The following is a 25,317-nucleotide window of genomic DNA, read 5'->3' on the forward strand; positions in this document are numbered from 1 at the left end:
GGAAAGAAATTTTATGGATAAATATACTGGAATGAAAGCATCATCCATTAACTGTGAAAATATCCTATGAGGAATAGACAAAAAAGTATTAAGCAAGCCAAGGGGGAGCAAACTAACTTTAGAATTTATGATTCGAATTAAATACTATCACATACTATTTTTCCTAACTACTATAAACTTAAATAGTCAAAAAATTGCTGATTCTTTAAAGGGTTTTAAAATCAATGACTTAGAATATTTAGAAATGCGTGGTGCCAATGTTATGCTTGCCCACGACTTTTATCCCGAAAGTCACCAAGGTGGCGTGGGCATTATTCAAAATGGCTTTCGGATAGCTACAAATGGAGACTTAAGACTTGAACCGGCACCAGGCCAATGGCAGCCGGTTCCAAAAGTTGGAGTGCGTCAGGTAGATCTAAAAAATCAAGTAATACAGGTGCGGATGAGTTATCCTGATCCTTCAAAAAATGGTAAAGGTTTTAACCCTATAGCGTATCCAGATCTTCAATTAGCATATGACCTTAAGGTTAAAGCAAACGGTAAATCTTTCATTTTAAGCATTGACCTTGAGGAACCGATACCGAAGGAATGGGAAGGGAAAATAGGGTTAAACCTAGAACTTTTCCCGGGTATTTTATTCGGAAAAACATATTATATGGATACAGATTTTGGCCTATTTAGCCGTCAGGCAAATGGACCGGGTTATTATACTAAAGATGGGGAATACAGGCTAGAACCTTTAGCAAAGGGTCAAAAGCTTGTAATTGCACCAGATTTTCCCGCACAAACCCTGGAAATCAACAATCGTGTACCTGAATCAAAATTAGAATTGTTGGACGGAAGGGCTATACACAGTAATGGCTGGTTTATAGTGAGATCTTTAGTACCATCTGGGAAAACTAAAAATGCCGTGGAGTGGGAAATTACTCCCAACGTACTCGATGGTTTTACTTATGATCCCATAATTCAACATTCTCAGGTAGGGTATCATCCCAATCAAGATAAAATTGCCATAATTGAAACTGACCCCAATGCTATTGAAGTGGCATTTGCCAAATTATATCGTATCAATCCCTTAGGGGAACATATAGAAGTTCTTACTAAAGAACCAAAAGTTTGGGGAAATTTTTTAAGATACAAGTATCTTCAATTTGATTTCAGTGAAATAAGAGATTCCGGTTTATATGTACTGAAATACGGTAAAAGCCTTTCGCAGCCTTTTCAAATACATAAAAATGTATATAAGAGAGGTGTATGGCAACCCACTCTAGAGTATTTTCTTCCGGTACAAATGTGTCATATGCGTGTAAATGACCGCTATAAGGTCTGGCATGGACTTTGTCATCTAGATGATGCACGCATGGCTCCCGTAGCTTTAAATCATTTTGATGGTTACTTACAAGGATCTTCAACCTTAACAGCATTCAAACCAGGAGAACACGTACCCCAATTAAATCAGGGCGGCTGGCATGATGCTGGGGATTTTGATCTGCGGGTTGAGTCACAGGCCTCTACAGTGCAGGGCTTGGCGCATATCTATGAAATTTTTGACTTAAACTATGACAATACAAGTGTTGATCAAAAATCGCGTATTGTTGAAATCCTGAAACCAGATGGTAAACCAGATGTATTACAGCAAGTAGAGCATGGAGTCCTTTCTATAATAGGTGGGTATAGTGCTCTGGGGCGTTTTTATCGGGGCATAATAGTACCTACCAAAAGACAGTATACCTTATTGGGGGACCCTGTAAATCATAGCGACAACACTATTTTTTCTAATTCCCTAGCAGATCAAAATATCCCGGTGGGATTAGCCGGTGCACCAGACGATCGCTGGGTTTTTACAGAAGAAAATCCCGCCCGGGAACTGTCTACTGCAGCTGCCTTAGCCGCGGCAGCACGGGTTTTAAAAAATTACAATCCAGATCTTGCTGCTAAGTGCCTGTCTATTGCAAAAGGTATTTGGACCTCAAATGATCAAGAAGCATTTATCCCTAAATTAGAATTGGCGGTAGAACTTTTAAGGACCACTCAGAACACAGAATACGCAAAATACCTTATTAAAAATACAGAAGGGATACTTGCAGATATAGAAAATACAGGCTGGATTGTAGGGCAGGCATTACCCTTAATTACCGAGCCTTTGTTTAAAAAACAATTGCATACCGCAGTAAGAGGGTATTTTCAGAAAGTAGTAGAATTAGGAAAAAAAACACCTTATGGTTTGCCCTACGAACCAAATATTTGGGGTGCTGGCTGGGGAATTCAAAACTTTGGAATGAAGCAATATTATTTTCACAGAAGCTATCCCAAAATTTTTCCTAAAGACTATTTGCTAAGTGCTCTCAACTTTATTTTAGGTGTACACCCGGGGGTAAATACTTCTTCTTTTGCTTCAGGGGTGGGTGTGCGATCTTTAACTCAAGCCTATGGTATGAATCGTGGAGAGTTTTCTTATATACCCGGAGGTGTTGGTTCTGGAACTGCTTTAATAAGACCGGATTTTCCCGAGTTATTGGAGTGGCCGTTCCTTTGGCAACAAACCGAATACGTATTAGGGGGTGGAACCACAGATTACATTTTTCTGGTGCTTGCTGCAGATCAAATTTTAAATGATTTACCATGAAAAAAATAGCCTTGGTGCTGGGTGTTATGCTCTCTAATTTAAATTATGCCCAAATACCGGTAAATGAGAATGCAACTCCCGAAGCGAAACAACTGTTGATTTATATAGCCTCTTTAGGAGATAGAATCTTATCTGGTCAGCACAGTTATAATGAAGATCCTGGTAAGTTTTATGAGTCGGTTTATAAAATTACCGGGGACTATCCTGCGGTTTGGGGAACAGATTTTTATTGGAACGGTCAAAACGATCCCGGAGAGCGCGTTGTCAAGAGTGCAATTGAAAAAGCTAAGGAAGGCGCATTGGTGACCTTAATGTGGCACGTAGGCAGGCCTACAGACAGCCCACCTTATGATTGGAGCGAAAGCGTACAAAACAAGCTGAGTGATGAAAACTGGAAACAATTGCTTTCTCCTGGTACTGATCTTCATTCCAGATGGCTAAAGCAAGTTGATCATATAGCCTCATACCTTAAAGACTTGGAAAAAGCGCGAATACCGGTCTTATGGAGGCCTTATCATGAGATGAATGGGGTTTGGTTTTGGTGGGGAAATAAACCGGCAGCCTATAAAAAACTTTGGAAAATGCTCTACAACCGCTTAACAGAGTATCATCAATTAAATAACTTGATTTGGGTATGGAATGCAAATGCACCGCGTGATATCCCCTTTGATGAGGCTTATGCTTATGAGGGCTTTTATCCGGGACCTGAATATGTAGATATACTTGCTACAGATGTTTATCACTATGATTATGAGCAGCACGATTATGAGGCACTTTTAAAGCTTGCTGCCGGTAAGCCTATAGCGCTTGGGGAAGTGGGAGAATTACCGAAACCTAATATTCTTCAAAAACAACCTCAATGGTCTTGGTTTATGGTGTGGTCTAATTGGCTTGAGACTGCAAATACGGTCAATCGTGTTCAAGAAATCTATAATTACTCAAAAACACTATCAAAAGATGAAATTAAAAAATAAGGTAATACTAACACTCTTAGTGGTTACAGGTTTTTTTCAAAAAATAACTGCCCAGACCGAATTTGAAACCTGGGGCAACCTTATCGGTATTCGTACAGATCAAGGTCTGCACGGTTTTAATACAAGCCTTCTGTTGGTCAATGAGCAAAAATACCAATGGCCCACACGAAAAGAAGGCCAGAAAACTGACTTTAAGAGAGACGATGAGACCAAAATTTTCAGTTATGAGATGAGGAATATCAGATGGACTCAAACTATTAAATCGTTAACTACGCATTCCGTAAGAGTTCAAATTGACTTTAGCTCTCCAAAGGATACGTTAATTCAAGGTGCCTATTTTAGAATTAATTTACCACAGGAATTTAATAATGAGACTCGTTTTGAAATTACCAATCCAGAATCTTTAAGCGCTCTTGACATAAGTTCAGATTTTGATAATACTTCTTATAAAGCGCCGGTTCAAGCCGTCAGTATGCTGACCAAAAAACGGGGAATCCATATTAAAGCCAAAGATCAAACCGAATTAATGATCACTATGGGAAAAGATTCTATAAACCCTGAATTTGGATTGAATTTCGCCATCGCTACGGGTAGTCTTGCAGCAGGAAAAACCTATTCAAATACCTTTGATATTGAAGTTAGCGGCGAACCAGAAAATGCACCGGTAGCCCTAAAGCTGTTTCCAGAACAGGAAGGAAATCTTTTTGAAGGTATAGGAGGAAATTTTCGTTTACAAAACCCAAAAAACGATCCGCAGGTAATAGACTATAGTTTAGATAATCTTAATGTCACCTGGGGCAGAGTTGAGTTGCCTTGGAAATTATGGCATCCAGATCTTGATAAAAATCCAAAGCTTGAAGCTAAAAATGGAAATTTACATCCCAAGGTTGAGGCCTCATTAGAAATGGCGAGACGCTTGGACAAAAGAGGTATTCCGGTAATCTTAGCAGCATGGTTTGCTCCTAACTGGGCCATTATCGGAGAAAGAGCGGAAGGCGTAAACCTTGACGGTAGCCGCGGCAATCAATTAGATCAATCTAAAAAAGAAGAAATTTATAGATCAATAACATCCTACGTTGAATTTTTAAAAGAAGAGTATGGCGTAGAAGCCTTTTTGTTTTCATTTAATGAATCTGACTTGGGAATCGATGTAAGGCAAACCCCAGAAGAACATGATCAATTGATACGCGAACTTGGTAGTCTCTTTAAAAACGCCGGGTTAAATACTAAACTATTACTTGGTGATACAGCCGATGCAAATGGCTGGGATTTCACAACAACAGCATCTTTAAACCCAGAATCAGTACCGTACATTGGCGGAGTATCATTTCATTCATGGCGAGGTTGGTCTCAAAAAAACCTTTTAGAATGGTATGATATTGCAAATCGTGTTGGCCAACCTCTATTTGTTGGTGAAGGCAGCATCGATGCCGGTGCATGGAGATATCCCCAAATCTTCGAAGAGCCCTCCTATGCACTTGAAGAAATACGGATTTATCTTAAGATTTTGAAGTTTGCCCAGCCTTTAAGTATTCTTCAATGGCAATTAACTTCAGACTATTCCGTGCTTTCCGGAGGAGGTATTTACGGAAACGACGATAAACTTAAGCCAACCCAACGTTTTTTTAATCTCAAACAATTAGGCAAAACACCGTCTGGCTTGAGAAATATACCAGTCACGTCAAATCAAGAAAGTGTGACGGCTGCGGCATTGGGAAGTAAAGAACGAGGACAATATGCCTTACATCTGGTTAATAAAGGTGGTAAGAGATCAATTGAAGTTACTGGGATTCCTTCAAGCATATCAGCTTTTAATGTGTATGTAACAGATCAAAATAATTCTTTTAAAAGAATTAAAAAGGTTCAAGTAAGTAACGGTAAAATAAATCTATTCGCCGAGGGAGGATCTTTCATTTCACTATTCTCTGTTGACTTGAAGTAAATTATTTAAAAGTCAACAACACTTTCAAGAGCCTCATCTGCATCCTTGTGAATAAAATTAGATTGATAATTTATGGTAGTTGTTAAAGAAGAATGACGATATAACTTTTGTAACATTTGAATAGGAATTTTGTCTTCAGATATGTGTCCAAAGCTGTGACGTGCAATATGCATAGTCACTTTCTTTTTAATCTTAGATTTTTCAGCAACTTGTTTTAAATGAAAATTAATATTCTTTGTTGCGGTTTTGGTCTTGGCATATACATCTTCTGGACTACTGTAATCAGCCAGTTTCAACTCTGGGAATATAAAATCATCCATCTGCTTCTGAAATGGTTTGTAGTATTTAAGTATTGTACCTGCTTTTTTTGGCAATTTTAAAGATAAAACTTTAGAGTTTTTATTCATTGTATAGTGAAGCCTATCATCAAAAATGTCACTCCATCTAATCTTCAGTAAATCGGCAATTCTAATACCCGCAAAGTAGAAGCTAAAAAGCCAAACATTTTGAGCATGTTTTTCCTCTTTTGTTAGATTTTTTGCAGACTCAAAGGCCTTAATTTCATTAATTGTTAAGCCGATTTTTTGAGCTTCGGGAATTTTTATTCTGATTTTATCGGCTCCAAAAGGGTAAAGTTTACGGTCTACAATACCTATTTTTATTGCTCTGTTATAGATTGTTCTAATGACAATTAGATTATTAACTATAGACCTTTGAGATAGACTCAATTTATTTTTGAGGTAGACTTTAAAACCTCTTAAAAATAGCTCATCTATTTCCTCAAAGCTTAGCTGTTTAGATCTATGGAAGTTTATAACATGATTAACCCGAACTCTATCTGCTGATAGCTGAGCCATTTTTTTATTGAGCTCTAATTCCTTTAAATACTTTTGAGCAACTTCATAAAATGTTCTTGACTTTATATTAGAGTAAATTTCTTTTTTTATTTGATTTACAGATAAATCTAAATTATTAGACTGAAGCTGAAGCAAGTTTTTATTAGCTTCCTGTAATCGTGTATAAATAAGATTGTTTAATTGTAAAAAATTAGGATTTGACTTCTTGACTCTGAGGTTCTTCTCATCCCAATCTTTCAGGGGTATATAGTGCCCAATATAATGATAGGTTGATTTTCTATTTTTAGTGATCCTAATTGCTATGGGGTATAGACCATTCTTATTGGCCTTCTTTCGAAGTACTATTTTGGTATTTGAGGTCATATTCTTGTATAATTTTCCATAAAGTTAAAACAAATAGGTACAACATAGGTACAACAAATCTTGCTTTTTAATAATGTTTAATAAAATTAAATTTTATTAAACAACTACAAATCAATATTATATAACGTAGATTGATGTACGATGAACATAAATAGCTTGGATTCAAAACCCAGTTCTTACGAGTGTGGGTTCGATTCCCACCCGGGGTACAAAAGCTCAACAGTGATGTTGGGCTTTTTTGTTTAGCTACTTTTTTAGAAACGTATTTTATCAACTATTCAAGAAATGGATTTATTAGTATATGATTCTTACTCTAAATTATTCTACTGATACGTTTCAACCCAGGGAACACTTTTGGTTCGATCAGTAAGATAATCGTTTCCTGAGCATCTGTCTTCGTATTCTCCGTTATACCCTAGAATATAAAGTATTGATAATTCGATATATAATATGCTTAGTTGTAAAGCTTGATGTATTGTGTTAGAATTCAATTTTGACAGCTTTTTTCTTTTCTCAAATTGAGAATGAATTATTGAATTTCTTATCTGAACAATTGCTTCAGGGGCATCGTGTATTTCAGGATTTTCTGTTATGTAACTTTGAAGTTCACGAAAGTTTAAAGGAGCTGCTTTGCTCATCTTTATTTGCGATAGTAGAAGGCGTATTTTATTTGAAGCGCTAATATTTTCACTGTCTCTTCCCAATAAAAGATTTCCTTTTTCAATTATCAGCCAATTATAAAGAAGTTCTAGAGCGGTTTGAGCCATAACTATTGAGCCTTCAGCATAGCCACTATTGCTGTTTGATTCATTATACCAATGAATTGCAGAAACTAAAAAATTCTGATCGTCATCATTTTTCCAGATTTCTAAAAATTTATTGAACAATTCTTTAAAACCGTCAATTGAAAACATTGAAGACCAACCTGAATTATATTTGTATAGAGAGATATCATAATTGCTAAAATCTGACCATATTTTTTCGCCTTGATAAATACCTGAATAAAAAATCGGAGCAATCTTTCTACCATTTAAAAAACTCAAAAATGTACCAAATGATCTAAGGATATTTTTAGTCGTTTCGTAATTTAAACTACCCTTTTTAAGTTTTAATTCCCCTGTGTACAGGCTTAAATATCCTCCTTTATTTTTTAGTTTTTTTAATCTATCCTTATAATCAATAGCTTTATCTATCACGATTGAAAAATCATCATTCTCGAAATGAATTCTATTGCGAAAGGTTCCTCCATCTTTACTTACAATTGAACCAATATAATCCTTGAGATTTGGGATGTCAAATTTTACTAATTCGACAGTAATGGATTTATCTCCATAAATACATTCATGATTAAAAACGCCTTGAATTTCTATAAAACTTGACTCACTGCTATCAGTTAAATTCGTTAAAAAGACTTTGCCTATTATGTTGTCTTCAACAATTATTGTGTAATAGCCAGCAAATTTTGGATGTTTTCCACGAGTTAATCTCCCTGTAAATCGAGAGCCAAGATTTGGTAACCATTCAAAGAATATATTACCGTTACATTTGAAAGTTTGGCTTTCATTTTTCAGATAAAAGTCGCCTTCGTAGATGTCAATTCTTTGATTAGGATGATCGGTTTCGAAGTTTAAATTTAAGATAGTAGGAAATTCCATCATTTTATTGTTTATATCTTGTGGATGGTTCGTGTTTTTAAAATTTACAGACGCTAAACTTATAAACTAAACTTCTATTTAATTCATTATGTGAAATCTAAAGTAACTTTATCTGTTTCTAAGTAATATCAAAGATTATTATGAAAGCTCCTGCGTTATTACGGGAACAGTTGTAGCGGCTTTTTTGTTTAGATCTCATACCTTTCAGAAAAAACAGTTTGTAGCTATGTCAAAAGAAAGAAAGGTGCCGGAATGGTTAAAAAAGTCACGAGAAAGCTGGAGCAATACCGGGTCTAAACGACCGCCATTTGCCGAAATTCCCAAAGCCGGGCAGCGTTCAGTCTGGGATTTTCCACGCACTCCGGTTATTGAAAAGGTAACTAAACCCGTTCTGGTCAAGCATCAGGATCACATTTTAGCCGAGTCTCAAAACGCTCTGGCAGTTCTGGAAACTGCAAGTCCACCTACTTATTACATTCCAAACTCTGATATCGACACCAGTTTATTAATAAAGATGGAAGGGAAGACTTCGATGTGCGAATGGAAAGGCAGCGCCACCTATTGGGCTTTGAAAGATAACCCCGGTAAACCGGTCGCCTGGTCATACCCGAGTCCTTTCCCGGTATTTGAAGCTTTAAAAGAGCATCTGGCTTTCTATCCGCAAAATTTGGAATGCTTTGTAGATGGGGAACAGGTAAAAGCACAGGACAGTGCATTCTATGCGGGTTGGATCACGCCAGATTTAACCGGTCCGTTTAAAGGGGAAAAGGGAACGGAGCATTGGTGAACCCCAACATTATGCTTTATTTAATACCCGTTACCTTTTAAAATACCTAGCTTTTAAACTTAGAACTTGAACTATGAGCAGAGGATTTGTAAAAGAAGACGATCAGGAAGAAACGCCTATAATTCCGCCAAGGGCGGCTTTACCTGCGGGTGTCACCAATTATGTGACTCCGGCCGGATTGCAGGCTTTAGAAGAAGAGCAGGAGGATTTACTTCGCGAAATATCAGAACTCGACGAATCCGATGAGCGGGAGCGCCGCAGATCTCTGGCCGTACTCAACGGAAAACTCAATTTACTTAAGGAGCGACTTACAAGTGCCCGATTGCTTGATAAAGTAGATACTGATGAGGTGCGTTTTGGTGCTCGGGTTACCTATACCATTTCGGGAAGTCCCAAGCCCATAACGCTACAAATCGTGGGTGTTGATGAGGCTGATGTTAAACAACAGAAAATTGCGTTCACAGCTCCCGTAGCCAAAGCATTGATGGGCAAAAAAGCCGGCGAGGAAACTATGCTTGAGCTGGGTGATAACAGGAGAAGCATTCAGATTCAGAACATTGAATATCCTGATAACAATTGATTACAAATCGCTAAGCAGAAAACTTATTTTCATATAAAACGCAATAAAGCCTCATTTATGGGGCTTTTAATTTTTTTATTGTCGTTCAAAGGTAGTATCTTGGGTCGCTGTTAGCTTATAGTCCAAAAGAATATATGCTATCGTTCAGATTATTTTTTTGAAGAATAAATTAGATTTTACGCAATCGATTTCCTTAAACGAGAGGTGATCGGTGATATCATTATAGAATTCATTTAGCCCGTTATCTATGAGTACGCAATCCCAAAAATTATCCATAAAAGAAAAAATTGGTTACAGTCTGGGCGATTTGTCTGCAAACCTGGTGTTTCAGACCCTGATGACTTACCTGGCCTATTTCTACACCGATATCTACGGTCTTAAGGCCAATGATGCTTCGGTGATCATTTTTATAGTGGGTATGGTTGCGGCTTTTGGTTTCAATCCGGTCATCGGTGCGCTTGCAGATCGTACGCGTTCACGATACGGTAAATTCAGACCCTGGATTCTCTACACCGCTATTCCTCTGGGAGTAGTGGCCTTACTGGCTTTTACCACGCCTGATTTTGATTACAAAGGTAAAGTAATTTATGCGGTCGTCACCTATACGCTGTTGCTGTTGCTTTATGCTGCAAACAACCTGCCCTATTCGGCATTAAGCGGTGTAATTACCGGTGATATGGGCGAGCGTAACAGCTTATCGTCGTATCGTTTTGTGGCGGTTATGTTCGCACAGTTTTTTGTTCAGGTTTTTATGCTGCCCATTATTGAGTCGGCAGGTGGCGGAGATCAGGCAGTAGGTATTGAGATTGTGATGACCTGGCTGGCGATAATAGGTACGGTAATGTTGATCATTACCTTTTTGACCACACGGGAGCGCATCGTACCTACAATAGATCAGGAATCCAGCCTTAAAGAAGATCTGGGTGATCTCGTTAAAAATAAGCCCTGGGTGATTATGCTGGTTCTTACCACTTTAGTTTTTATCACGCTTGCTATGAAAGGTGGTTCGTATGTGTATTACTTCAAAAACTACGTAGACCCTGCCTCTCTTACGGCTTTTATAGAGCCAATTCTTAATGGTTTGGGGGCTATTGGGGTGAATTTCTTTGGTGAAAACCCGGTATCTGCTGGCTTCGGTTTGTTTAACGCCGGTGGAATCATTTTTATGATCGTAGGGATTACCTTTTCAAAAGGTTTTGCAGACAAATATGGAAAACGGGATGTTTTCGGCGTAGCCTTATTTATTTCAACGCTATTTATTCTGGCTTTTTACTTTTTCCCAAAAGATGCTGTGATCCTGATGTTTGTATCTCAAATTTTACACGGGTTTTTCTACGGAATTACGATTCCACTGCTTTGGGCGATGATCGCAGATGTAGCTGATTATTCCGAATGGAAGAATAACCGAAGAGCTACTGCAATCATATTTTCGGCAATGATGGTGGGGCTTAAAGGAGGTCTGAGTATAGGTGGTGCGCTAGTCGCCTGGATTTTGGGTCTATACAATTACATCACCAAAGAGGCAGCTACAGTACCGGTTGAAGATATCATTCAGCCCGAAACAGCAATTGAAGGAACCAAACTTTTGGTGAGTATATACCCTGCAATTCCGTTTTTAATTGGGGCAGGCTTGCTTTTCTTTTATGAGATCAATAAGGCAAAAGAGAACCAGATCGAGAAAGACCTCAAAGAACGCAGATTAAGTAAGCAATAGTCTCCCGGTTTAATTCAAAGGTTCAAGGTCAATATACCGGTAGTTTAAAACACCCAGATGTTCAATATCTAAACAGCCTTTTTGAATCTCAGACCAGTTACAAATCTGAGCAAATGCATCTTCATCAAACTTGTTATAGACCTGTTCTGAAAATAGAATGTATTCATCAGTTGGGATATCATTCTTAAGCATACGATGCGCGGTGATCACATCTTCGCCCATTAATTTGATGCGATTTCCTATAGGCACCATTGCGATTTCCTCGCCATAATGCAAGATTATTTTCAGGCCAAGAATCTCAGAGATGCTGCGGGCGTCGTCTTCTTTCTTATGTTCCCGGTAAAGCTTATCCATACGTTTGTAGAAGTCTGTATAAAAGGTTTTACACTGATCAATCAGTTCTTCAAGGCTTGGCAATTCGCCACTTCTAAAGAATAATACCGCATCACCTTCTATTTCAGAAACCTGAAGATTAATGGTGTTTGCATAGATGATCTCGTTGAGCAGGGCGGGGATGACCTGTGCGGTGAGATCGAAGTTGGCCTCCCGCATAAACTGGGTAAAACCGCTGATGTCCGGGATGCAAATTAAAGTGGGTTCTGCTTTCATAGCTGCAAATATCTATCATTCAGGATTATGCAAGATGATTTTTAATAAATATTTGGCTGAAATATTAGTCTTTAGACTGCGCAGCCTTGATGATTTCTTTCAGCTTAAGAGCTCGGGCTTCCTTTTCCGCGCGCAGTTTGTCTTTTTTACGCTTGAGCAACTTGTTGTGTTTGTCTTTGTTTTTACCGTTTTTAGGAGTTCCTTTTTTAGCCATTAGTTTTCGGGTTTAGAAGTTTTTGACTCATCAATAAAATGTTCTATAATTTTTCCGATGATAAACGTGATTACAACCGGTAAAATCCAACCCACTCCGTAATCTGAAAAAGGAATCCAGCTAAAGCGACCCTGATAATTTTCAGCATTAAAGGACACTAAAAAGTCAGGAATACTAAATACGATAGTTACCAGCGCAACAAGCCTGAAAATAAGACTGGAAACAAAGCGATCTGAAAATAAATTCAAAAGGATCAGAACAATGACTAAAGGATAGATAAAACTCAATGCCGGTACGGCCACAGCAATGATATAGGCAACGCCGGTCTGACCAATGAGTACACCGAGAGCGCTGGCTAAAATGGCTGTTATAATGTATGCGCGTTGTGAATTTTTAAAAAGCCCCTTGATAAAGTCTGAAGTTCCGGTTACGATTCCCACTGCGGTGGTAAAACAGGCCAGACTTACCAATATGGACAAGAGAATACGTCCGCCCGAACCCAGGGTATCGTAACTTAAAAACGAAAGCAAATCCGTTCGGGAGTCGGTCACCGTTTGGTTTACATACAGCGATCCCACATAGATCAGACCCAGGTATATGGTGAGCAGGCCAAGGCCCGCAAGGCTTCCGGCTTTGATCATGAGGTTTCTTTTAATCTGGTGACTTTCGGTGTTTACCAGATTTAAGGAGATAATCACCACGGCACCAATAACAATCGCGCCAATCGCATCAAAAGTCTGATAGCCTTCTAAAAGGCCGCTAGTCAACGGACTTTCTAACTGCGATGCTGTCGCGGGCGGGAGTTCGGCAAAAATGGCGATGCAAATAATTGTTGTTAATATTAAAAGCAGGAGCGGCGTAAGGTATTTCCCCAATGCATTGAGCAGTCTCGAGCGGTTAAGTGCAAACAAAAGCACCAGCCCAAAATATACCGCGCTTGAGGTAAGCGAGCTCACTTCAAAATAAGGTTGGATGGCCATCTCGTAGGTTACTGAAGCAGTGCGCGGTGCAGGCAGAGTAATGGCTACAAGATAAACGAGCACGCAAAAGATAATACTGAAAACGGGGTGTATTTTGTTTCCAAAATCGAGCATACTGCCCTGCAAGCGGGCGTGGGCAAAAATTCCCAGTAACGGAATCAGAACCGCCGAAAGACAAAATCCCAAACTAACCCAAAGCCAGTTAGTGCCGGCCAGATAGCCCAGGTAAGGTGGCAAAATCAGATTTCCGGCTCCAAAAAAAAGTGAAAATATGGCGAAACCTGTAATCAGTGTTTCTTTAGAAAATCGCATAGCGTCGTATCTTTCGGGCCGAAAGTTAAACTAAAATGGGCGTACAGAAAGACGACAAACAATTATTTTATAAAGAGTACGGCAGCGGAGAAACGCTGTGCCTGCTTCACGGATTTTTAGAAAATCTGGAGATGTGGAACGGGATGCTGGAAAGCCTGTCTCAAAAATACCGGGTGATCCTGATTGATCTTCCCGGTCACGGCAAATCACCCTTATTGGCGCAGGATAACGGTATGAAAGCTATGGCGCACGCGGTTAATGATATTTTTGAAACGCTGAATGTGGAAACGGTAAAACTTGTGGGGCATTCTATGGGTGGCTATGTGGCGCTTGCCTTTGCAGAAGCCTTTCCACAGAAAACAAAAGGGTTGCTTTTGCTGAATTCTACCCCCGAAGCCGATACCGCAGAGCGGAAGAAGATGCGAAATCATGCAATAGACATGGCCGGACGTAATTACGAAGCCTTGGTATCAATGTCTGTAGCCAATTTGTTTTCGGCTAAAAGGAGTTCCGAGTTTGAACAGGAAATCCGGCAGACAAAAACAGAAGCTTTACAGGTAACGCCTGAAGCATACATTACCTGCCAGAGAGCGATGCGAGAACGCCCTGACTATTCAAACCTTTGGAAGACTGCAGATTTTAAAAAACAAATGATTTTGGGAAGTGACGACGGCTTAATCGACGCAGAAAAAATGAAACATAAGTTTAGCGAAGCCGAAGTCAAAATTGACGTTTTAACGGGTGGTCATATGCTTCATATTGAGAATTTTAGAGAGGTAGCAGGCCTAATCGCAAATTTTTAACCGTTTTTCCGAGAAAAAAGTTTTCAACATTTGTTGATAACCTGGCTTTTTGATGTGATTCTTTCAGGAAAAGGTTCGAAATACTACAATATCTTCAAAAATGTGCGTTAGTCTGAAAAAATGCGCATTTTAGCGGTTTTATTTTTCCTTTTAACGAATAATTCTGTTAATTTTAACTACCTAATTTCAAAAACCCCTAAAATGAACTATTCATTCTTCTCCAAAAATCCCTATCACATGATTCTATGTAAGCTCTTTGGTCACAAGTATCAGGTTCTTCGTTCGTATCAAACTAACAAAAAGGAATACGAGTGCTGCAAATGCCGTCAGCAATTTACTGAAAACGATTACGGTGAGTTACAGCCCTTAACCCCAAAACTGCGTCGCATAAACGAAGTGATGGAGAAATTCTACATTTTCAGGCACGCCCGCCAGTCGGCATAATTAATCTTCGTTTTGAAGTGCATTCCACCCACGGGCAACTATGGGTATTGATGTATTTGCGCGGGTGATTAAATTCATTCCGTCTTGTGAAGCCGTCATATGGCCAATAACGGTAAGATTAGGATTGCCTTTAATTTTCTCATAGTCATCCTGCTTAACGGTAAACAGCAACTCATAATCTTCTCCGCCGCTTAAGGCAACCGTCGTGCTGTCCAGTTCAAACTCCTCACATACATTGATCAGCTGAGGATCTAACGGAATTTTTTCTTCATAAAGCCGGCAACCCACATCAGATTTTTTACACAAATGAATGATCTCGGAAGACAGGCCGTCGCTAATGTCAATCATAGCCGTAGGTTTTACTTCCAGAGATTTTAATAACTCAACGATATCTTTTCGTGCTTCCGGCTTTAGTTGACGCTCTATGAGGTAGGAGTAGGGCTCAAGGTCTGGCTGCGCATGAGGATTTACCTGGTGCACTTGTTTTTCGCGTTCCAACACCTGAAGGCCCATATACGAAGCGCCCAAATCACCGGAAACAACCAGCAAATCTCCTTCCTGAGCGGTATCACGGGTCACGATTTCATCAGCTTCGGCAACACCTAAAGCCGTTATGCTTATCAGTAAACCTTTGGTACTTGAAGTGGTGTCACCTCCTACAAGGTCCACTTTATAGAGCTCGCAGGCCAGTTCAATTCCGGCATACAATTCTTCAAGTGCTTCAAGCGGAAAACGGTTTGATACCGCCAGTGAAACGGTTATTTGAGTTGCACGGGCATTCATCGCGTAGATGTCTGAAAGGTTGACCATCACTGCTTTGTAACCCAAATGTTTCAGCGGCATGAATGCCAAATCAAAGTGTACACCTTCAATTAACAAATCTGTCGAAACCAAAAGTTGCTTACCTTTCGTATCTATAACAGCGGCATCATCTCCTATTCCTTTAACGGTTTCAGCATGCTGAATGGCAAAATTGTTGGTAAGGTGATCTATGAGTCCAAACTCTCCTAATGCACTTAATGAGGTGCGGCTTTGGTCTTTGTTTTCAAACATAACGCGCGTATTTTGCCGCAAAGTTAACGGGAATAACTTGAAATACTTACCGGTTTTTGACGTTTAACCTATTTTGCGTCCCCTGAATTAAAAATTGAAGCGCAATGCTTTTTAAATAATTAGTTATGAAATACAGTAATCTGTTCCTCGCCTCCCTATCTGTCGTATTGCTTACGGCCTGTTCGCGTACTGATGATAATGATCTGCCTCCGGCACTAGACGATACAGATGAAGTGGTCGCCGATGGAGAAGTGGTCCCCTGCGAAAATGGTTTTGCAGGAATATACCCCTGTTCGGGATATGATCTGGTAGGTCAGGTTACGCTACGCGAAATGCAGGCCGGCAGTGGTAATGATTGCTGGGGCTGGACAGACCCTGCCACAGGAAACGAATATGCCCTGATGGGCCTTGACAACGGGGTGGCTTTTATAGAGATTTCCGATGCTTTAAATCCGCTTTATTTAGGGAAATTATCCAGCCGTACTGCGTCTTCGCCATGGCGTGACGTTAAGGTTTTTGGTAATCACGCGTTTGTGGTGAGTGAGGCAGACAATCACGGCTTGCAGGTTTTTGACCTTACGCGATTGCGGGGTTTGGAAGAGGCTCAAAATTTTACGGCAGATGCGGTTAATTTAGAATTTGGCAGTGCTCACAACATTGTTATCAATGAGGAAGAATCCCGTGTATATGTGGTGGGAGCAGCAACCTTTGATGGGGGACTTCACATATTTGATGTTTCAAATCCGGAAGCTCCGGTTTCTATTGGGGGTTTTGATGGCGACGGTTATACACATGATGCTCAGGTGGTGACCTATTCGGGGCCTGATACGGATTATACCGGCAGGCAGATTTGTGTAGCCAGCAATGAAGACAGTATCACGCTGGTAGATGTTACCGATGCCGCAAACCCGGTTTTCATTTCAAAAATCACCTATTCCAATCCATTTTACACGCATCAGGGTTGGTTTACAGAAGATCAGCGCTATTTTATAGGAAATGACGAACTCGATGAATTGCAAGTGGGCTTTAATACCCGCAGTCTGATATTTGATTTTTCAGATTTGGACAATCCCGTTGAGGTGGGCACCTACTCGGGACCTACCCGTGCCATTGATCACAACTACTACGTCAAGGCTAACACACTTTTTCTTACCAATTATACTGCCGGGTTACGCGTGTTGGATATCACTGATGTTGCCAATGCAAACTTTACCGAAACCGGTTTCTTTGATACCTACCCGGCTTCAAATGTGACTGATTTTGAAGGGGCTTGGAGTAACTATCCGTATTTCGCAAGCGGAAAAATCATCATAAGCGACATTGAGCGCGGTTTGTTTATCATTAAAAAATCTCAATAACATATGCGATCGGGTTATTTGTTTATTGTTGGTTTGACCTTTCTCTTTTCGGCCTGTTCTGGAGAGACTGAAGAGTCTGCGGTATTGGAGACCAAAACATTCCGGGGAGACCTGGTGATGGCAACTCGTTTGGGTGGAAGTCTTCATGACAAAGCTGCAGCCATCATTGAATTTAATGGAGGAGAGCTGGGCGTATTGGCAACTTCAGAAAGTACAGACGGAATGCTTTCAGGAAAAACCCGTGATGGCGAAGACTATTGGTTTTTGCATCTGGATCAGGAGACCAATTTCATCGCTTCTAAAACCTACGGCGGCAGTGGGGGTGACGTGGCAACAGATCTTATTGCGACCCGTGATGGCGGCTTCCTGTTTAGCGGCTACAGTATGAGCAAAGACGGTGACGCGAGTAAAAACGAAGGCTATCACGATACCTGGTTTGTAAAAACCAATGCTTCAGGTGGGATTGAATGGGAAAAGAGCTACGGTTTTGCCGGTCACGATCACTCGTATTCTATTCTGGAAACAGCAGACGGCGGCTACTTTAGTGCCGGTTTTCTGGATGTGACCGCTTCCGGCGGCGCCGGAAACGAAAATGCAAAGCACGGTGTGGGTGAATTTTGGGGGCAAAAACTGGACGCTTCCGGAAACCTGCAATGGCGTAATTATTTCGGTGGAAGTAATAATGACCGTTCGTATAAGGCACTTCAAACTCCTGATGGTGGCTTTGTGCTCGTAGGCTTTACCGAAAGTGATGACTTTGATGTGTCAACACCCAGAGGCAGTTACGATATTTGGCTGGTAAAACTCAACAGCACCGGAAGCCTGATTTGGGAACGCTCTTTCGGTGGTTCGGGTATTGATATTGCTCACGATGCGTTGATGTTACCTAATGGCGATTTTATTATCGTGGGACAGACTAACAGTTTAGATGGGGATATATCAGATCCCAACGGAGATTTTGATGCCTTTGCAATGCGTATTAGTCCACAGGGTGCGCTGATCTGGCAGCAGAATTACGGCAGCAGTGATTTTGAGTTCGTGCAAAGCATAATTCCTGGGCCCGAAAACACCTTCTTTTTGACTGGAAACACGCGCAGTGCAGATTTGACGGCTTCGGGCAACGCGGGTGATAATGATATCTGGGCTTTTCAAATTACAGAGAGCGGATCGCTTATCTGGCAAGAAACCTGGGGCGGAACCGGAATTGATCTGGGTATTGATGCCGTTTTTTCTTCAACCCATTCGCTGTATATTTTAGGTTCTACAGATAGTCCTTCGCTGGAAACTACAACTGCTCTGGGTAAAGATGATCTCATCATCCTGCAGGTAAACTAAATTTCATCTGCATTCGGCTATTTCCCTTTCTTATTATTACTGCTATTCATATTGGCTAAGCCTATTAGTTGATAAGATAGTTTAATGTAAGGAAGTATGGTAAAACCCTACTTAAATGGTATATTTGCACCAATTTAGAATTAGTATGATTAAAGTAAGTGAAGACGCGAAAAAGAAGATAACTGTCCTTATGACTGAGGAGGGTTACGACGCCGTGGCTGACTACGTGAGAGTAGGGGTCAAGAGTGGTGGTTGCAGTGGGTTGTCTTATGAACTTAAGTTTGATAAAAACAAAGAAGAAGAAGACAAACTCTTTGAAGACAATGGGGTGAAACTTATTGTTGATAAACGCAGTTTCCTTTATTTGATAGGCACCACACTTGAATATAGTGGTGGTCTTAACGGGAAAGGTTTTGTTTTCAACAATCCCAATGCACAGCGTACCTGCGGCTGTGGTGAAAGTTTTTCACTTTAATACAGATTTTAAACTGTTTCCAACAGATTAGAAAGAATATATGGCGTATACAGAAGACGATTTAGAAAAAGAATTAGCGACCAAAGAATACAAGTACGGTTTTTACACAGATATTGAGTCAGATACCTTTCCGGTAGGACTTAATGAAGATATTGTGCGCGCTATTTCTATGAAAAAGGAAGAGCCAGAGTGGATGACGGAGTGGCGTCTTGAGGCTTTTAGACACTGGCAGACGATGGAAGAACCGGAGTGGGCCAATGTGCATTATGCAAAGCCTAATTTTCAGGATATTTCCTACTATTCCGCACCTTCAAAAAAACCAAAGTACGACAGTCTTGATGAGGTAGATCCAGAATTGCTGGATACCTTCAAACGATTGGGTATTTCACTCGACGAGCAAAAAAAGCTTGCCGGTGTGGCGGTTGATGTGGTGATGGACTCGGTTTCGGTAACAACAACATTTAAGAAAACTCTGGCTGAAAAAGGAATTATATTCTGCTCCATTTCTGAGGCGATTAAGGAACACCCGGAGTTGGTGAAAAAATACATCGGCTCAGTAGTTCCGAAGAAAGACAATTTCTATGCAGCTTTAAACAGTGCTGTATTCAGTGATGGTTCGTTCTGCTACATCCCAAAAGGAGTGCGTTGCCCAATGGAACTTTCGACCTACTTCCGAATCAATCAGGCCGGTACTGGTCAGTTTGAGCGTACGCTTGTTGTAGCTGATGAAGGAAGTTACGTGAGCTATCTGGAAGGGTGCACAGCACCATCTCGTGATGAGAATCAGTTGCACGCTGCAGTAGTTGAGCTTATCGCACTTGATGATGCCGAAATCAAATATTCTACCGTTCAAAACTGGTATCCCGGTAATGATGAAGGTAAAGGAGGGGTTTACAACTTTGTAACCAAACGCGGACTTTGTGAAAAGAACGCTAAGATTTCGTGGACTCAGGTAGAGACCGGTAGTGCCGTAACCTGGAAATACCCCAGCTGTATTCTGAAAGGGGATAATTCAATTGGTGAATTTTATTCCATTGCGGTTACTAACAACTTTCAGCAAGCCGATACCGGAACAAAAATGGTGCATTTAGGTAAAAACACCAGAAGTACCATCATTTCTAAAGGTATTTCAGCAGGACAAAGCCAAAACAGTTACCGTGGTTTGGTTCAGATCAACAGCCGTGCGCAGAATGCCCGTAACTTTTCGCAGTGTGACTCGTTACTGATGGGTAATAAATGTGGGGCGCATACCTTCCCCTACATCGAAGCCAATAATAAAACAGCACGCGTAGAGCACGAGGCAACTACCAGTAAGATAGGTGAAGACCAGATCTTTTACTGCAACCAGCGGGGTATTGATACCGAAAAAGCAATTGCCCTGATTGTAAATGGTTTCAGTAAAGAAGTGCTTAATAAATTACCGATGGAATTTGCGGTGGAAGCCCAGAAGTTACTGGAGATTTCACTGGAAGGCTCTGTAGGATAAAGACTAATTAACCCTAAACAAAAAAGATATGCTTATCAAGAAAATTACATTTTTTGCGCTGGCAGCCTTGTTATTTGCCGGCTGTAAAGAAACCAAGAAAGAAGAAAATACGGAAGAAGTAGTGGTTGAAGAACCCGCTAAACCTGCTGTTGAGCTTTATGCTTTTGACGGTGGAAGCATTATGGCAAACAACCTGAATCTTTTTGCTCAGGGAGATACTTATAAAGGTGAAAGCAAGCAGCTTGCAGATGCCTTTTACGTGATCAAACACCCTAACGGAATCCTGTTATGGGATACCGGTCTTCCGGAAATGTTAGTCGGTCAGGGAGATTATACTCCTGAAGGAGGTGCTTTTACCATTTCGCGTAAAGACAGTATCACTACTCAGCTTAAGAGTATTGGTTTGACTCCCGCAGATGTAGATATGATTGCGTTTTCTCATATTCATTTTGATCATACCGGTGCCGCTAATCATTTCGCAGATGCGAAATGGCTTATTCAGCAAAGTGAAGATGATTTCCTGAATAGCGAAGAAATCAAAGGAAACACGTTTTACAATCCCGATACATTTTCGGCTTTAAACAATAAAGAGATCATTGCCAATAAAGACTATGATGTTTTTGGAGACGGAAGTGTAGTAATCAAATATATGCCGGGTCACACTGCGGGTCACAACGCTTTGTTTGTTGACTTGCCTGAAGCAGGACCTTTGGTTTTAACAGGGGATACTTATCATTTTGAGCAGAATCGTGAAGATGCTATCGTGCCTCAGTTTAACTACGATATCCCACAGTCTGAAGAGACGATTAAGGCTTTTGAAGCTTTTGTTAGCGAGAAAAATGCTAAGGTGTGGATTCAGCATGATCTGGATGATTTTAACGCAATGACCACAGCTCCAACGGCGCTTAAATAGTGATGAAATCGATACTGGTAACGCTGCTGACCATTCTGTTTTTGAGTTGCGACTCAGAAACACAGTCAGTACAGGTTTCCGGTGAATTTATTTATTACGCAGATGCAGCGGTCTTACAAGTCGACGAATCCGTTTATGGGGTTGTGTTAGATGAAAAGGCAAACGAACTGATCAGACAGGCATCTGGCTATAAAACAAATCCTGAAGATTTTGTTCAGGTAATTTTAGAAGTGGTAAAAAGGCCAAAGCCTCCTAAAGAAGAAGGTTGGGACACACTTGTAAGAATAAAGAATATACTGGCAGTAAGCTATCCCAAAGAAAACGATAGGTTACGGCTACAACTAACGAAGTAAATAATGTGGGTTTAAAACCCGAAGAATCGAGAATATGTTAGAGATAAACAATCTAAACGCAGGTATAGAAGATAAAGAAATCCTTAGAGGAATTGACCTTAAAGTCAATGCCGGTGAGGTTCACGCTATTATGGGACCTAACGGGTCTGGTAAGAGTACTCTGTCATCGGTTATTGCCGGTAAGGAAGAGTATGAAGTTTCGGGAGGAGACATTCTTTTTGAAGGGGAGTCTATTCTTGAAATGGATGCAGACGAGCGCGCGCATAAAGGTGTATTTCTTTCCTTTCAATATCCGGTAGAGATTCCCGGGGTGTCGGTGACTAATTTCATCAAGACCGCGATTAATCAAACCCGCAAGGCTAAAGGTCTTGAAGATATGCCCGCAAGCGAAATGCTGAAGAAAATCAGAGAGAAATCTGAGCTTTTAGAGATTGATCGCAAATTTTTATCACGTTCCTTAAACGAAGGTTTTTCCGGAGGTGAGAAAAAGCGTAACGAGATTTTTCAAATGGCGATGCTTGAGCCTAAACTGGCAATTCTTGATGAGACCGATTCCGGTTTGGATATCGATGCTCTGCGTATCGTTTCTAACGGAGTGAATAAGTTACGCAGTAGCGATAATGCAGTAATCGTGATCACCCACTACCAGCGTTTACTGGAGTATATCGTACCTGATTTTGTACACGTTTTGGTTAACGGAAAAATCGTTAAATCTGGCGGTAAAGAACTAGCCCTTGAACTTGAAGAAAAAGGTTACGACTGGGTAAAAGCGGAAACCGCTGTCTAACGAGTTAGTAGTTATAAGTTATGAGTTAAAAGTGTTTTCCACTTAACCATTAACCGAGAACATAAAAAAACATGAGTTTAAAAGATAAATTACTTTCATCCTACCTGACTTTTCAGGAAAATCAGGATTTTGATAACAGCATTCACGATATAAAAGATGCTGCGATCAAGATTTTTGAAGAAAAGGGTTTTCCTACCAAAAAGGATGAAAACTGGAAATATACTTCATTAAACAGCCTGGTAAAAGGAGACTTTTCACTTGTGGGCCGCAATGAAGATGCGATTGAGTTTAGAGATGTTAAGAAGTATTTCCTAAATGATATAGACACCTATAAAATTGTATTTATAGATGGTAAATACAGTTCGTATTTATCTGAAACCACACACGACGGGGTAGATGTATGTTTGTTAAGCGCAGCGCTTACCAAGCCTAAGTACAAGCCGGTAATCGATAAATACTTCGACAAAATTGTCAAAAAGGATAGTCTTACTTCGTTGAATACGGCTTTTGCCCGTGAAGGTGCATATATCTATGTGCCAAAGGGTAAAACGGTAAGTAAGCCTATTCAGATCGTACATTTTGCGACTGGTCTTGAGTCCAGCTTAATGCTTCAACCGCGCAACCTGGTTGTTGTTGAAGAAAACGCTGAAGTTCAAATCATTGAGCGTCACCAAAGCCTAAACAGCAATGCGGTATTTACCAATTCGGTAACCGAGATTTATGCGGCAGATCACGCTCGTGTAGATTATTACAAGATCCAAAACGATAAGGAAGCAGCCTCGTTGATAGACAATACACATATTGATCAGCAAACATCTTCTGAAGTTGCAGTACATACCTTTTCGTTTGGAGGAAAGCTTACCCGTAATAACCTGAATTTTTATCAGAACGGAGAGCATAACAATTCGATCTTAAAAGGGGTTACCATTATTGAAGATAAGCAGCACGTAGATCACAATACCTTGGTTCACCATAAGCAACCCAACTGCGAAAGTCATCAGGATTATAAGGGAATTTTTGACGATCGCGCAACCGGTGTTTTTAACGGTAAAGTAGTAGTTGATTCAGTCGCCCAAAAGATCAATGCGTATCAGTCTAACAACAATATTTTGGTTAGCGACAAGGCTTCGATCAACTCTAAGCCGCAGCTTGAGATTTTTGCGGATGACGTACGTTGCTCGCACGGATGTACCATCGGTCAGCTTGATGAAGACGCACTTTTCTATATGAAAACACGGGGAATTGGTGAGAAAGAAGGTCGTGCCCTATTGATGTATGCCTTTGCCAATAACGTATTAGAAAGCGTTAAAATCCCTCAGCTTAAGTCGCGCATCACCAAACTTATCGCCAACAAACTTGGAGTAAATCTGGGGTTTGAAGTTTAGAACACAAAGCTTCATTTTTCTTTAACGATCAAAAATTACTCAAATGGCTTCTGTAGACAGCTCTTTAACTCTTGATGTGGAACAAATCCGAAACGATTTTCCCATTCTAAAGCGAAAGGTTAACGACAAGCCTTTGGTGTATTTTGACAATGCGGCAACATCCCAAACGCCTCAGCAGGTTATTGATGTTATTGTTGACTATTACAGCCGCTACAATGCAAACATTCACCGTGGCGTGCACGCGCTTTCTCAGGAAGCAACTGATGCCTATGAACAGGCGCGAATCAAGATTCAGAAGCACTTCAATATTCCGAATGCCTATCAAACGCTTTTTACAGCCGGAACCACGCATGGGATTAACATCGTAGCTTCCGGATTTGCTTCGATATTAGAAGCTGGAGACGAAGTAATCGTTTCGGCATTAGAGCACCATTCTAATATTGTGCCCTGGCAAATGCTTTGCGAGAAGACCGGAGCGATGCTCAAGGTTATTCCAATGCTTGATAACGGAACGCTCGATATGCAGGCTTTTGATGCCTTACTTTCAGATAAGACCAAACTGGTTTTTGTCAATCACGTGAGTAATGCATTGGGAACTGTAAATCCCATTGAAGAAATAATTAAAAAGACCCACGCCGTAGGCGGAGCCGTTTTGGTTGACGGGGCTCAGGCAGCACCACACATCAAGGCAGATGTGCAGGCGCTTGACGTAGACTTTTATGTGGTTTCAGCTCATAAAATGTGCGGACCCACCGGAGTAGGAATGCTCTATGGTAAAGAAAAATGGCTTGAGAAACTACCCCCATATCAGGGTGGTGGTGAGATGATCGATCAGGTGACTTTTGAAAAAACCACCTACGCCGGTTTACCTCATAAGTTTGAAGCCGGAACTCCAAATATTTGCGGTGGAATTGCCTTTGGCGCAGCTTTAGACTATATGAACGCCATCGGTTTTGAACGTATAGCCGCGTATGAGCACGAGCTGCTCGAGTATGCTACAGCAAAACTGAAGAGCATTGAAGGTTTACGTATTTACGGAGAATCTTCAAAAAAGACAGCGGTCGTTTCTTTCAATATTGAAGGCGTACACCCTTACGATATGGGGACCATTCTCGATAAACTGGGAATTGCAGTTCGTACCGGGCATCATTGCGCGCAACCCATTATGGATTTTTATAAAATTCCGGGGACGGTGCGGGCTTCTTTTGCTTTCTATAATACTAAAGAAGAAATTGACAGCCTTGTTGCCGGCGTGGAGCGTGCCCGCAATATGTTGATATAATTTTAAGTGTTCTCAGTCTGCTATTTCGAT

Annotated in this window: 23 protein-coding genes; 17 read left to right on the top strand and 6 right to left on the bottom strand. The window is 40.6% G+C overall.

Annotated elements, in window-relative coordinates; all coding sequences use genetic code 11:
* The first annotated feature begins 127 nt into the window (after nucleotides 1-127).
* Genes CJ305_RS01950 through CJ305_RS01960 form a run of 3 tightly spaced genes read left to right on the top strand, consistent with a single transcriptional unit; the run spans nucleotide 128 to nucleotide 5,542 of the window.
* On the top strand, nucleotides 128-2,626 hold the full coding sequence (locus tag CJ305_RS01950; protein WP_099644546.1) for a glycoside hydrolase family 9 protein: 2,499 nt from the start codon (nucleotides 128-130) through the stop codon (nucleotides 2,624-2,626).
* Nucleotides 2,623-3,600 carry a glycosyl hydrolase gene (locus tag CJ305_RS01955; protein ID WP_099644547.1) on the top strand — a complete coding sequence of 326 codons (978 nt, stop codon included), beginning with the start codon at nucleotides 2,623-2,625 and terminating at the stop codon, nucleotides 3,598-3,600. Before CJ305_RS01950 ends, CJ305_RS01955 begins: the two co-directional genes overlap by 4 nt.
* A complete protein-coding gene (locus tag CJ305_RS01960; RefSeq protein ID WP_099644548.1) occupies nucleotides 3,584-5,542 on the top strand; it encodes a glycoside hydrolase family 30 protein in 1,959 nt (652 codons plus the stop codon). The genes CJ305_RS01955 and CJ305_RS01960 overlap by 17 nt, the downstream gene beginning before the upstream one ends.
* 5 nt (nucleotides 5,543-5,547) lie before the next feature.
* Here CJ305_RS01960 and CJ305_RS01965 read toward each other — a convergent pair whose 3' ends face one another.
* Together CJ305_RS01965 and CJ305_RS01970 are read right to left on the bottom strand one after the other, a co-directional pair.
* Nucleotides 5,548-6,762: a site-specific integrase gene (locus CJ305_RS01965; RefSeq protein WP_099644549.1), complete on the bottom strand. Its 1,215-nt coding sequence runs from the start codon at nucleotides 6,760-6,762 to the stop codon at nucleotides 5,548-5,550.
* A 323-nt stretch (nucleotides 6,763-7,085) separates the two neighbouring features.
* The gene (locus CJ305_RS01970) at nucleotides 7,086-8,417 is read right to left on the bottom strand and encodes a hypothetical protein (protein ID WP_143469336.1); all 1,332 of its coding nucleotides are present in this window, start codon (nucleotides 8,415-8,417) and stop codon (nucleotides 7,086-7,088) included.
* A 226-nt stretch (nucleotides 8,418-8,643) separates the two neighbouring features.
* Between CJ305_RS01970 and CJ305_RS01975 the strand changes: the two genes are divergently transcribed.
* From CJ305_RS01975 to CJ305_RS01985, 3 genes are all read left to right on the top strand, one after another.
* Nucleotides 8,644-9,204, top strand: coding sequence for a DUF427 domain-containing protein (locus tag CJ305_RS01975; RefSeq protein ID WP_099644551.1), 561 nt, complete (start codon nucleotides 8,644-8,646; stop codon nucleotides 9,202-9,204).
* 73 nt (nucleotides 9,205-9,277) lie between these two features.
* Entirely contained in the window at nucleotides 9,278-9,784 is a 507-nt protein-coding gene (locus tag CJ305_RS01980) for a GreA/GreB family elongation factor (protein WP_099644552.1), read from the top strand.
* Nucleotides 9,785-10,031: 247 nt separating this feature from the next.
* The gene (locus CJ305_RS01985; protein WP_099644553.1) at nucleotides 10,032-11,498 is read left to right on the top strand and encodes an MFS transporter; all 1,467 of its coding nucleotides are present in this window, start codon (nucleotides 10,032-10,034) and stop codon (nucleotides 11,496-11,498) included.
* 9 nt (nucleotides 11,499-11,507) lie between these two features.
* On the opposite strand, the gene CJ305_RS01990 is transcribed toward CJ305_RS01985, so the two are convergent.
* From CJ305_RS01990 to brnQ, 3 genes are all read right to left on the bottom strand, one after another.
* Entirely contained in the window at nucleotides 11,508-12,107 is a 600-nt protein-coding gene (locus CJ305_RS01990; RefSeq protein ID WP_099644554.1) for a DUF2652 domain-containing protein, read from the bottom strand.
* 64 nt (nucleotides 12,108-12,171) lie between these two features.
* Nucleotides 12,172-12,321 (bottom strand): hypothetical protein, encoded by a 150-nt coding sequence (locus CJ305_RS19390; protein WP_189319361.1) that lies wholly within the window; start codon nucleotides 12,319-12,321, stop codon nucleotides 12,172-12,174.
* The gene (gene brnQ / locus CJ305_RS01995; protein WP_099644555.1) at nucleotides 12,321-13,613 is read right to left on the bottom strand and encodes a branched-chain amino acid transport system II carrier protein; all 1,293 of its coding nucleotides are present in this window, start codon (nucleotides 13,611-13,613) and stop codon (nucleotides 12,321-12,323) included. Before brnQ ends, CJ305_RS19390 begins: the two co-directional genes overlap by 1 nt.
* A 35-nt stretch (nucleotides 13,614-13,648) precedes the next feature.
* Between brnQ and CJ305_RS02000 the strand changes: the two genes are divergently transcribed.
* Both CJ305_RS02000 and CJ305_RS02005 read left to right on the top strand, forming a co-directional pair.
* On the top strand, nucleotides 13,649-14,416 hold the full coding sequence (locus CJ305_RS02000; protein ID WP_099644556.1) for an alpha/beta fold hydrolase: 768 nt from the start codon (nucleotides 13,649-13,651) through the stop codon (nucleotides 14,414-14,416).
* A gap of 201 nt (nucleotides 14,417-14,617) precedes the next feature.
* Nucleotides 14,618-14,860 (top strand): DUF1660 family phage protein, encoded by a 243-nt coding sequence (locus CJ305_RS02005; RefSeq protein ID WP_099644884.1) that lies wholly within the window; start codon nucleotides 14,618-14,620, stop codon nucleotides 14,858-14,860.
* Here CJ305_RS02005 and thiL read toward each other — a convergent pair whose 3' ends face one another.
* Nucleotides 14,861-15,913, bottom strand: coding sequence for a thiamine-phosphate kinase (gene thiL / locus CJ305_RS02010; RefSeq protein WP_099644557.1), 1,053 nt, complete (start codon nucleotides 15,911-15,913; stop codon nucleotides 14,861-14,863).
* Between the two features lie 125 nt (nucleotides 15,914-16,038).
* On the opposite strand from thiL, the gene CJ305_RS02015 reads away from it, so the two are divergent.
* From CJ305_RS02015 to CJ305_RS02055, 9 genes are all read left to right on the top strand, one after another.
* Nucleotides 16,039-17,271, top strand: a complete 1,233-nt coding sequence (locus CJ305_RS02015; protein WP_099644558.1) for a choice-of-anchor B family protein — start codon at nucleotides 16,039-16,041, stop codon at nucleotides 17,269-17,271.
* Between the two features lie 3 nt (nucleotides 17,272-17,274).
* Nucleotides 17,275-18,606 carry a hypothetical protein gene (locus CJ305_RS02020; RefSeq protein WP_099644559.1) on the top strand — a complete coding sequence of 444 codons (1,332 nt, stop codon included), beginning with the start codon at nucleotides 17,275-17,277 and terminating at the stop codon, nucleotides 18,604-18,606.
* Between the two features lie 145 nt (nucleotides 18,607-18,751).
* Nucleotides 18,752-19,081: a HesB/IscA family protein gene (locus tag CJ305_RS02025; RefSeq protein WP_099644560.1), complete on the top strand. Its 330-nt coding sequence runs from the start codon at nucleotides 18,752-18,754 to the stop codon at nucleotides 19,079-19,081.
* A 40-nt stretch (nucleotides 19,082-19,121) separates the two neighbouring features.
* Nucleotides 19,122-20,567 carry a Fe-S cluster assembly protein SufB gene (gene sufB / locus CJ305_RS02030; RefSeq protein ID WP_099644561.1) on the top strand — a complete coding sequence of 482 codons (1,446 nt, stop codon included), beginning with the start codon at nucleotides 19,122-19,124 and terminating at the stop codon, nucleotides 20,565-20,567.
* Nucleotides 20,568-20,595: 28 nt separating this feature from the next.
* Nucleotides 20,596-21,480, top strand: coding sequence for an N-acyl homoserine lactonase family protein (locus CJ305_RS02035; RefSeq protein WP_099644562.1), 885 nt, complete (start codon nucleotides 20,596-20,598; stop codon nucleotides 21,478-21,480).
* A 2-nt stretch (nucleotides 21,481-21,482) separates the two neighbouring features.
* Complete coding sequence (locus CJ305_RS02040; protein WP_099644563.1) at nucleotides 21,483-21,833, top strand: hypothetical protein; 351 nt, start codon at nucleotides 21,483-21,485, stop codon at nucleotides 21,831-21,833.
* Nucleotides 21,834-21,867: 34 nt separating this feature from the next.
* Nucleotides 21,868-22,620: a Fe-S cluster assembly ATPase SufC gene (gene sufC / locus CJ305_RS02045; RefSeq protein ID WP_099644564.1), complete on the top strand. Its 753-nt coding sequence runs from the start codon at nucleotides 21,868-21,870 to the stop codon at nucleotides 22,618-22,620.
* A gap of 71 nt (nucleotides 22,621-22,691) precedes the next feature.
* Nucleotides 22,692-24,005, top strand: a complete 1,314-nt coding sequence (sufD, locus tag CJ305_RS02050; RefSeq protein ID WP_099644565.1) for a Fe-S cluster assembly protein SufD — start codon at nucleotides 22,692-22,694, stop codon at nucleotides 24,003-24,005.
* Nucleotides 24,006-24,048: 43 nt separating this feature from the next.
* The gene (locus tag CJ305_RS02055; RefSeq protein WP_099644566.1) at nucleotides 24,049-25,287 is read left to right on the top strand and encodes an aminotransferase class V-fold PLP-dependent enzyme; all 1,239 of its coding nucleotides are present in this window, start codon (nucleotides 24,049-24,051) and stop codon (nucleotides 25,285-25,287) included.
* Nucleotides 25,288-25,317 lie beyond the last annotated feature (30 nt).

Source organism: Leeuwenhoekiella nanhaiensis (genome assembly GCF_002744755.1).
Classification (GTDB): Bacteria; Bacteroidota; Bacteroidia; order Flavobacteriales; family Flavobacteriaceae; genus Leeuwenhoekiella; species Leeuwenhoekiella nanhaiensis.

What these genes read in the sequence shown, in the direction of transcription:
- CJ305_RS19390 (WP_189319361.1), bottom strand. Translation starts at nt 12,321, where the DNA reads ATGGCTAAAAAAGGAACTCCTAAAAACGGTAAAAACAAAGACAAACAC.
- brnQ (WP_099644555.1), bottom strand. Translation starts at nt 13,613, where the DNA reads ATGCGATTTTCTAAAGAAACACTGATTACAGGTTTCGCCATATTTTCA.
- CJ305_RS01970 (WP_143469336.1), bottom strand. Translation starts at nt 8,417, where the DNA reads ATGGAATTTCCTACTATCTTAAATTTAAACTTCGAAACCGATCATCCT.
- CJ305_RS02000 (WP_099644556.1), top strand. Translation starts at nt 13,649, where the DNA reads ATGGGCGTACAGAAAGACGACAAACAATTATTTTATAAAGAGTACGGC.
- CJ305_RS01955 (WP_099644547.1), top strand. Translation starts at nt 2,623, where the DNA reads ATGAAAAAAATAGCCTTGGTGCTGGGTGTTATGCTCTCTAATTTAAAT.
- sufD (WP_099644565.1), top strand. Translation starts at nt 22,692, where the DNA reads ATGAGTTTAAAAGATAAATTACTTTCATCCTACCTGACTTTTCAGGAA.
- CJ305_RS02035 (WP_099644562.1), top strand. Translation starts at nt 20,596, where the DNA reads ATGCTTATCAAGAAAATTACATTTTTTGCGCTGGCAGCCTTGTTATTT.
- CJ305_RS01950 (WP_099644546.1), top strand. Translation starts at nt 128, where the DNA reads ATGATTCGAATTAAATACTATCACATACTATTTTTCCTAACTACTATA.
- CJ305_RS02025 (WP_099644560.1), top strand. Translation starts at nt 18,752, where the DNA reads ATGATTAAAGTAAGTGAAGACGCGAAAAAGAAGATAACTGTCCTTATG.
- CJ305_RS01960 (WP_099644548.1), top strand. Translation starts at nt 3,584, where the DNA reads ATGAAATTAAAAAATAAGGTAATACTAACACTCTTAGTGGTTACAGGT.
- sufC (WP_099644564.1), top strand. Translation starts at nt 21,868, where the DNA reads ATGTTAGAGATAAACAATCTAAACGCAGGTATAGAAGATAAAGAAATC.
- CJ305_RS01975 (WP_099644551.1), top strand. Translation starts at nt 8,644, where the DNA reads ATGTCAAAAGAAAGAAAGGTGCCGGAATGGTTAAAAAAGTCACGAGAA.
- thiL (WP_099644557.1), bottom strand. Translation starts at nt 15,913, where the DNA reads ATGTTTGAAAACAAAGACCAAAGCCGCACCTCATTAAGTGCATTAGGA.
- CJ305_RS02015 (WP_099644558.1), top strand. Translation starts at nt 16,039, where the DNA reads ATGAAATACAGTAATCTGTTCCTCGCCTCCCTATCTGTCGTATTGCTT.
- CJ305_RS02040 (WP_099644563.1), top strand. Translation starts at nt 21,483, where the DNA reads ATGAAATCGATACTGGTAACGCTGCTGACCATTCTGTTTTTGAGTTGC.
- CJ305_RS01985 (WP_099644553.1), top strand. Translation starts at nt 10,032, where the DNA reads ATGAGTACGCAATCCCAAAAATTATCCATAAAAGAAAAAATTGGTTAC.
- CJ305_RS02005 (WP_099644884.1), top strand. Translation starts at nt 14,618, where the DNA reads ATGAACTATTCATTCTTCTCCAAAAATCCCTATCACATGATTCTATGT.
- CJ305_RS01965 (WP_099644549.1), bottom strand. Translation starts at nt 6,762, where the DNA reads ATGACCTCAAATACCAAAATAGTACTTCGAAAGAAGGCCAATAAGAAT.
- CJ305_RS02020 (WP_099644559.1), top strand. Translation starts at nt 17,275, where the DNA reads ATGCGATCGGGTTATTTGTTTATTGTTGGTTTGACCTTTCTCTTTTCG.
- CJ305_RS01990 (WP_099644554.1), bottom strand. Translation starts at nt 12,107, where the DNA reads ATGAAAGCAGAACCCACTTTAATTTGCATCCCGGACATCAGCGGTTTT.
- CJ305_RS01980 (WP_099644552.1), top strand. Translation starts at nt 9,278, where the DNA reads ATGAGCAGAGGATTTGTAAAAGAAGACGATCAGGAAGAAACGCCTATA.
- CJ305_RS02055 (WP_099644566.1), top strand. Translation starts at nt 24,049, where the DNA reads ATGGCTTCTGTAGACAGCTCTTTAACTCTTGATGTGGAACAAATCCGA.
- sufB (WP_099644561.1), top strand. Translation starts at nt 19,122, where the DNA reads ATGGCGTATACAGAAGACGATTTAGAAAAAGAATTAGCGACCAAAGAA.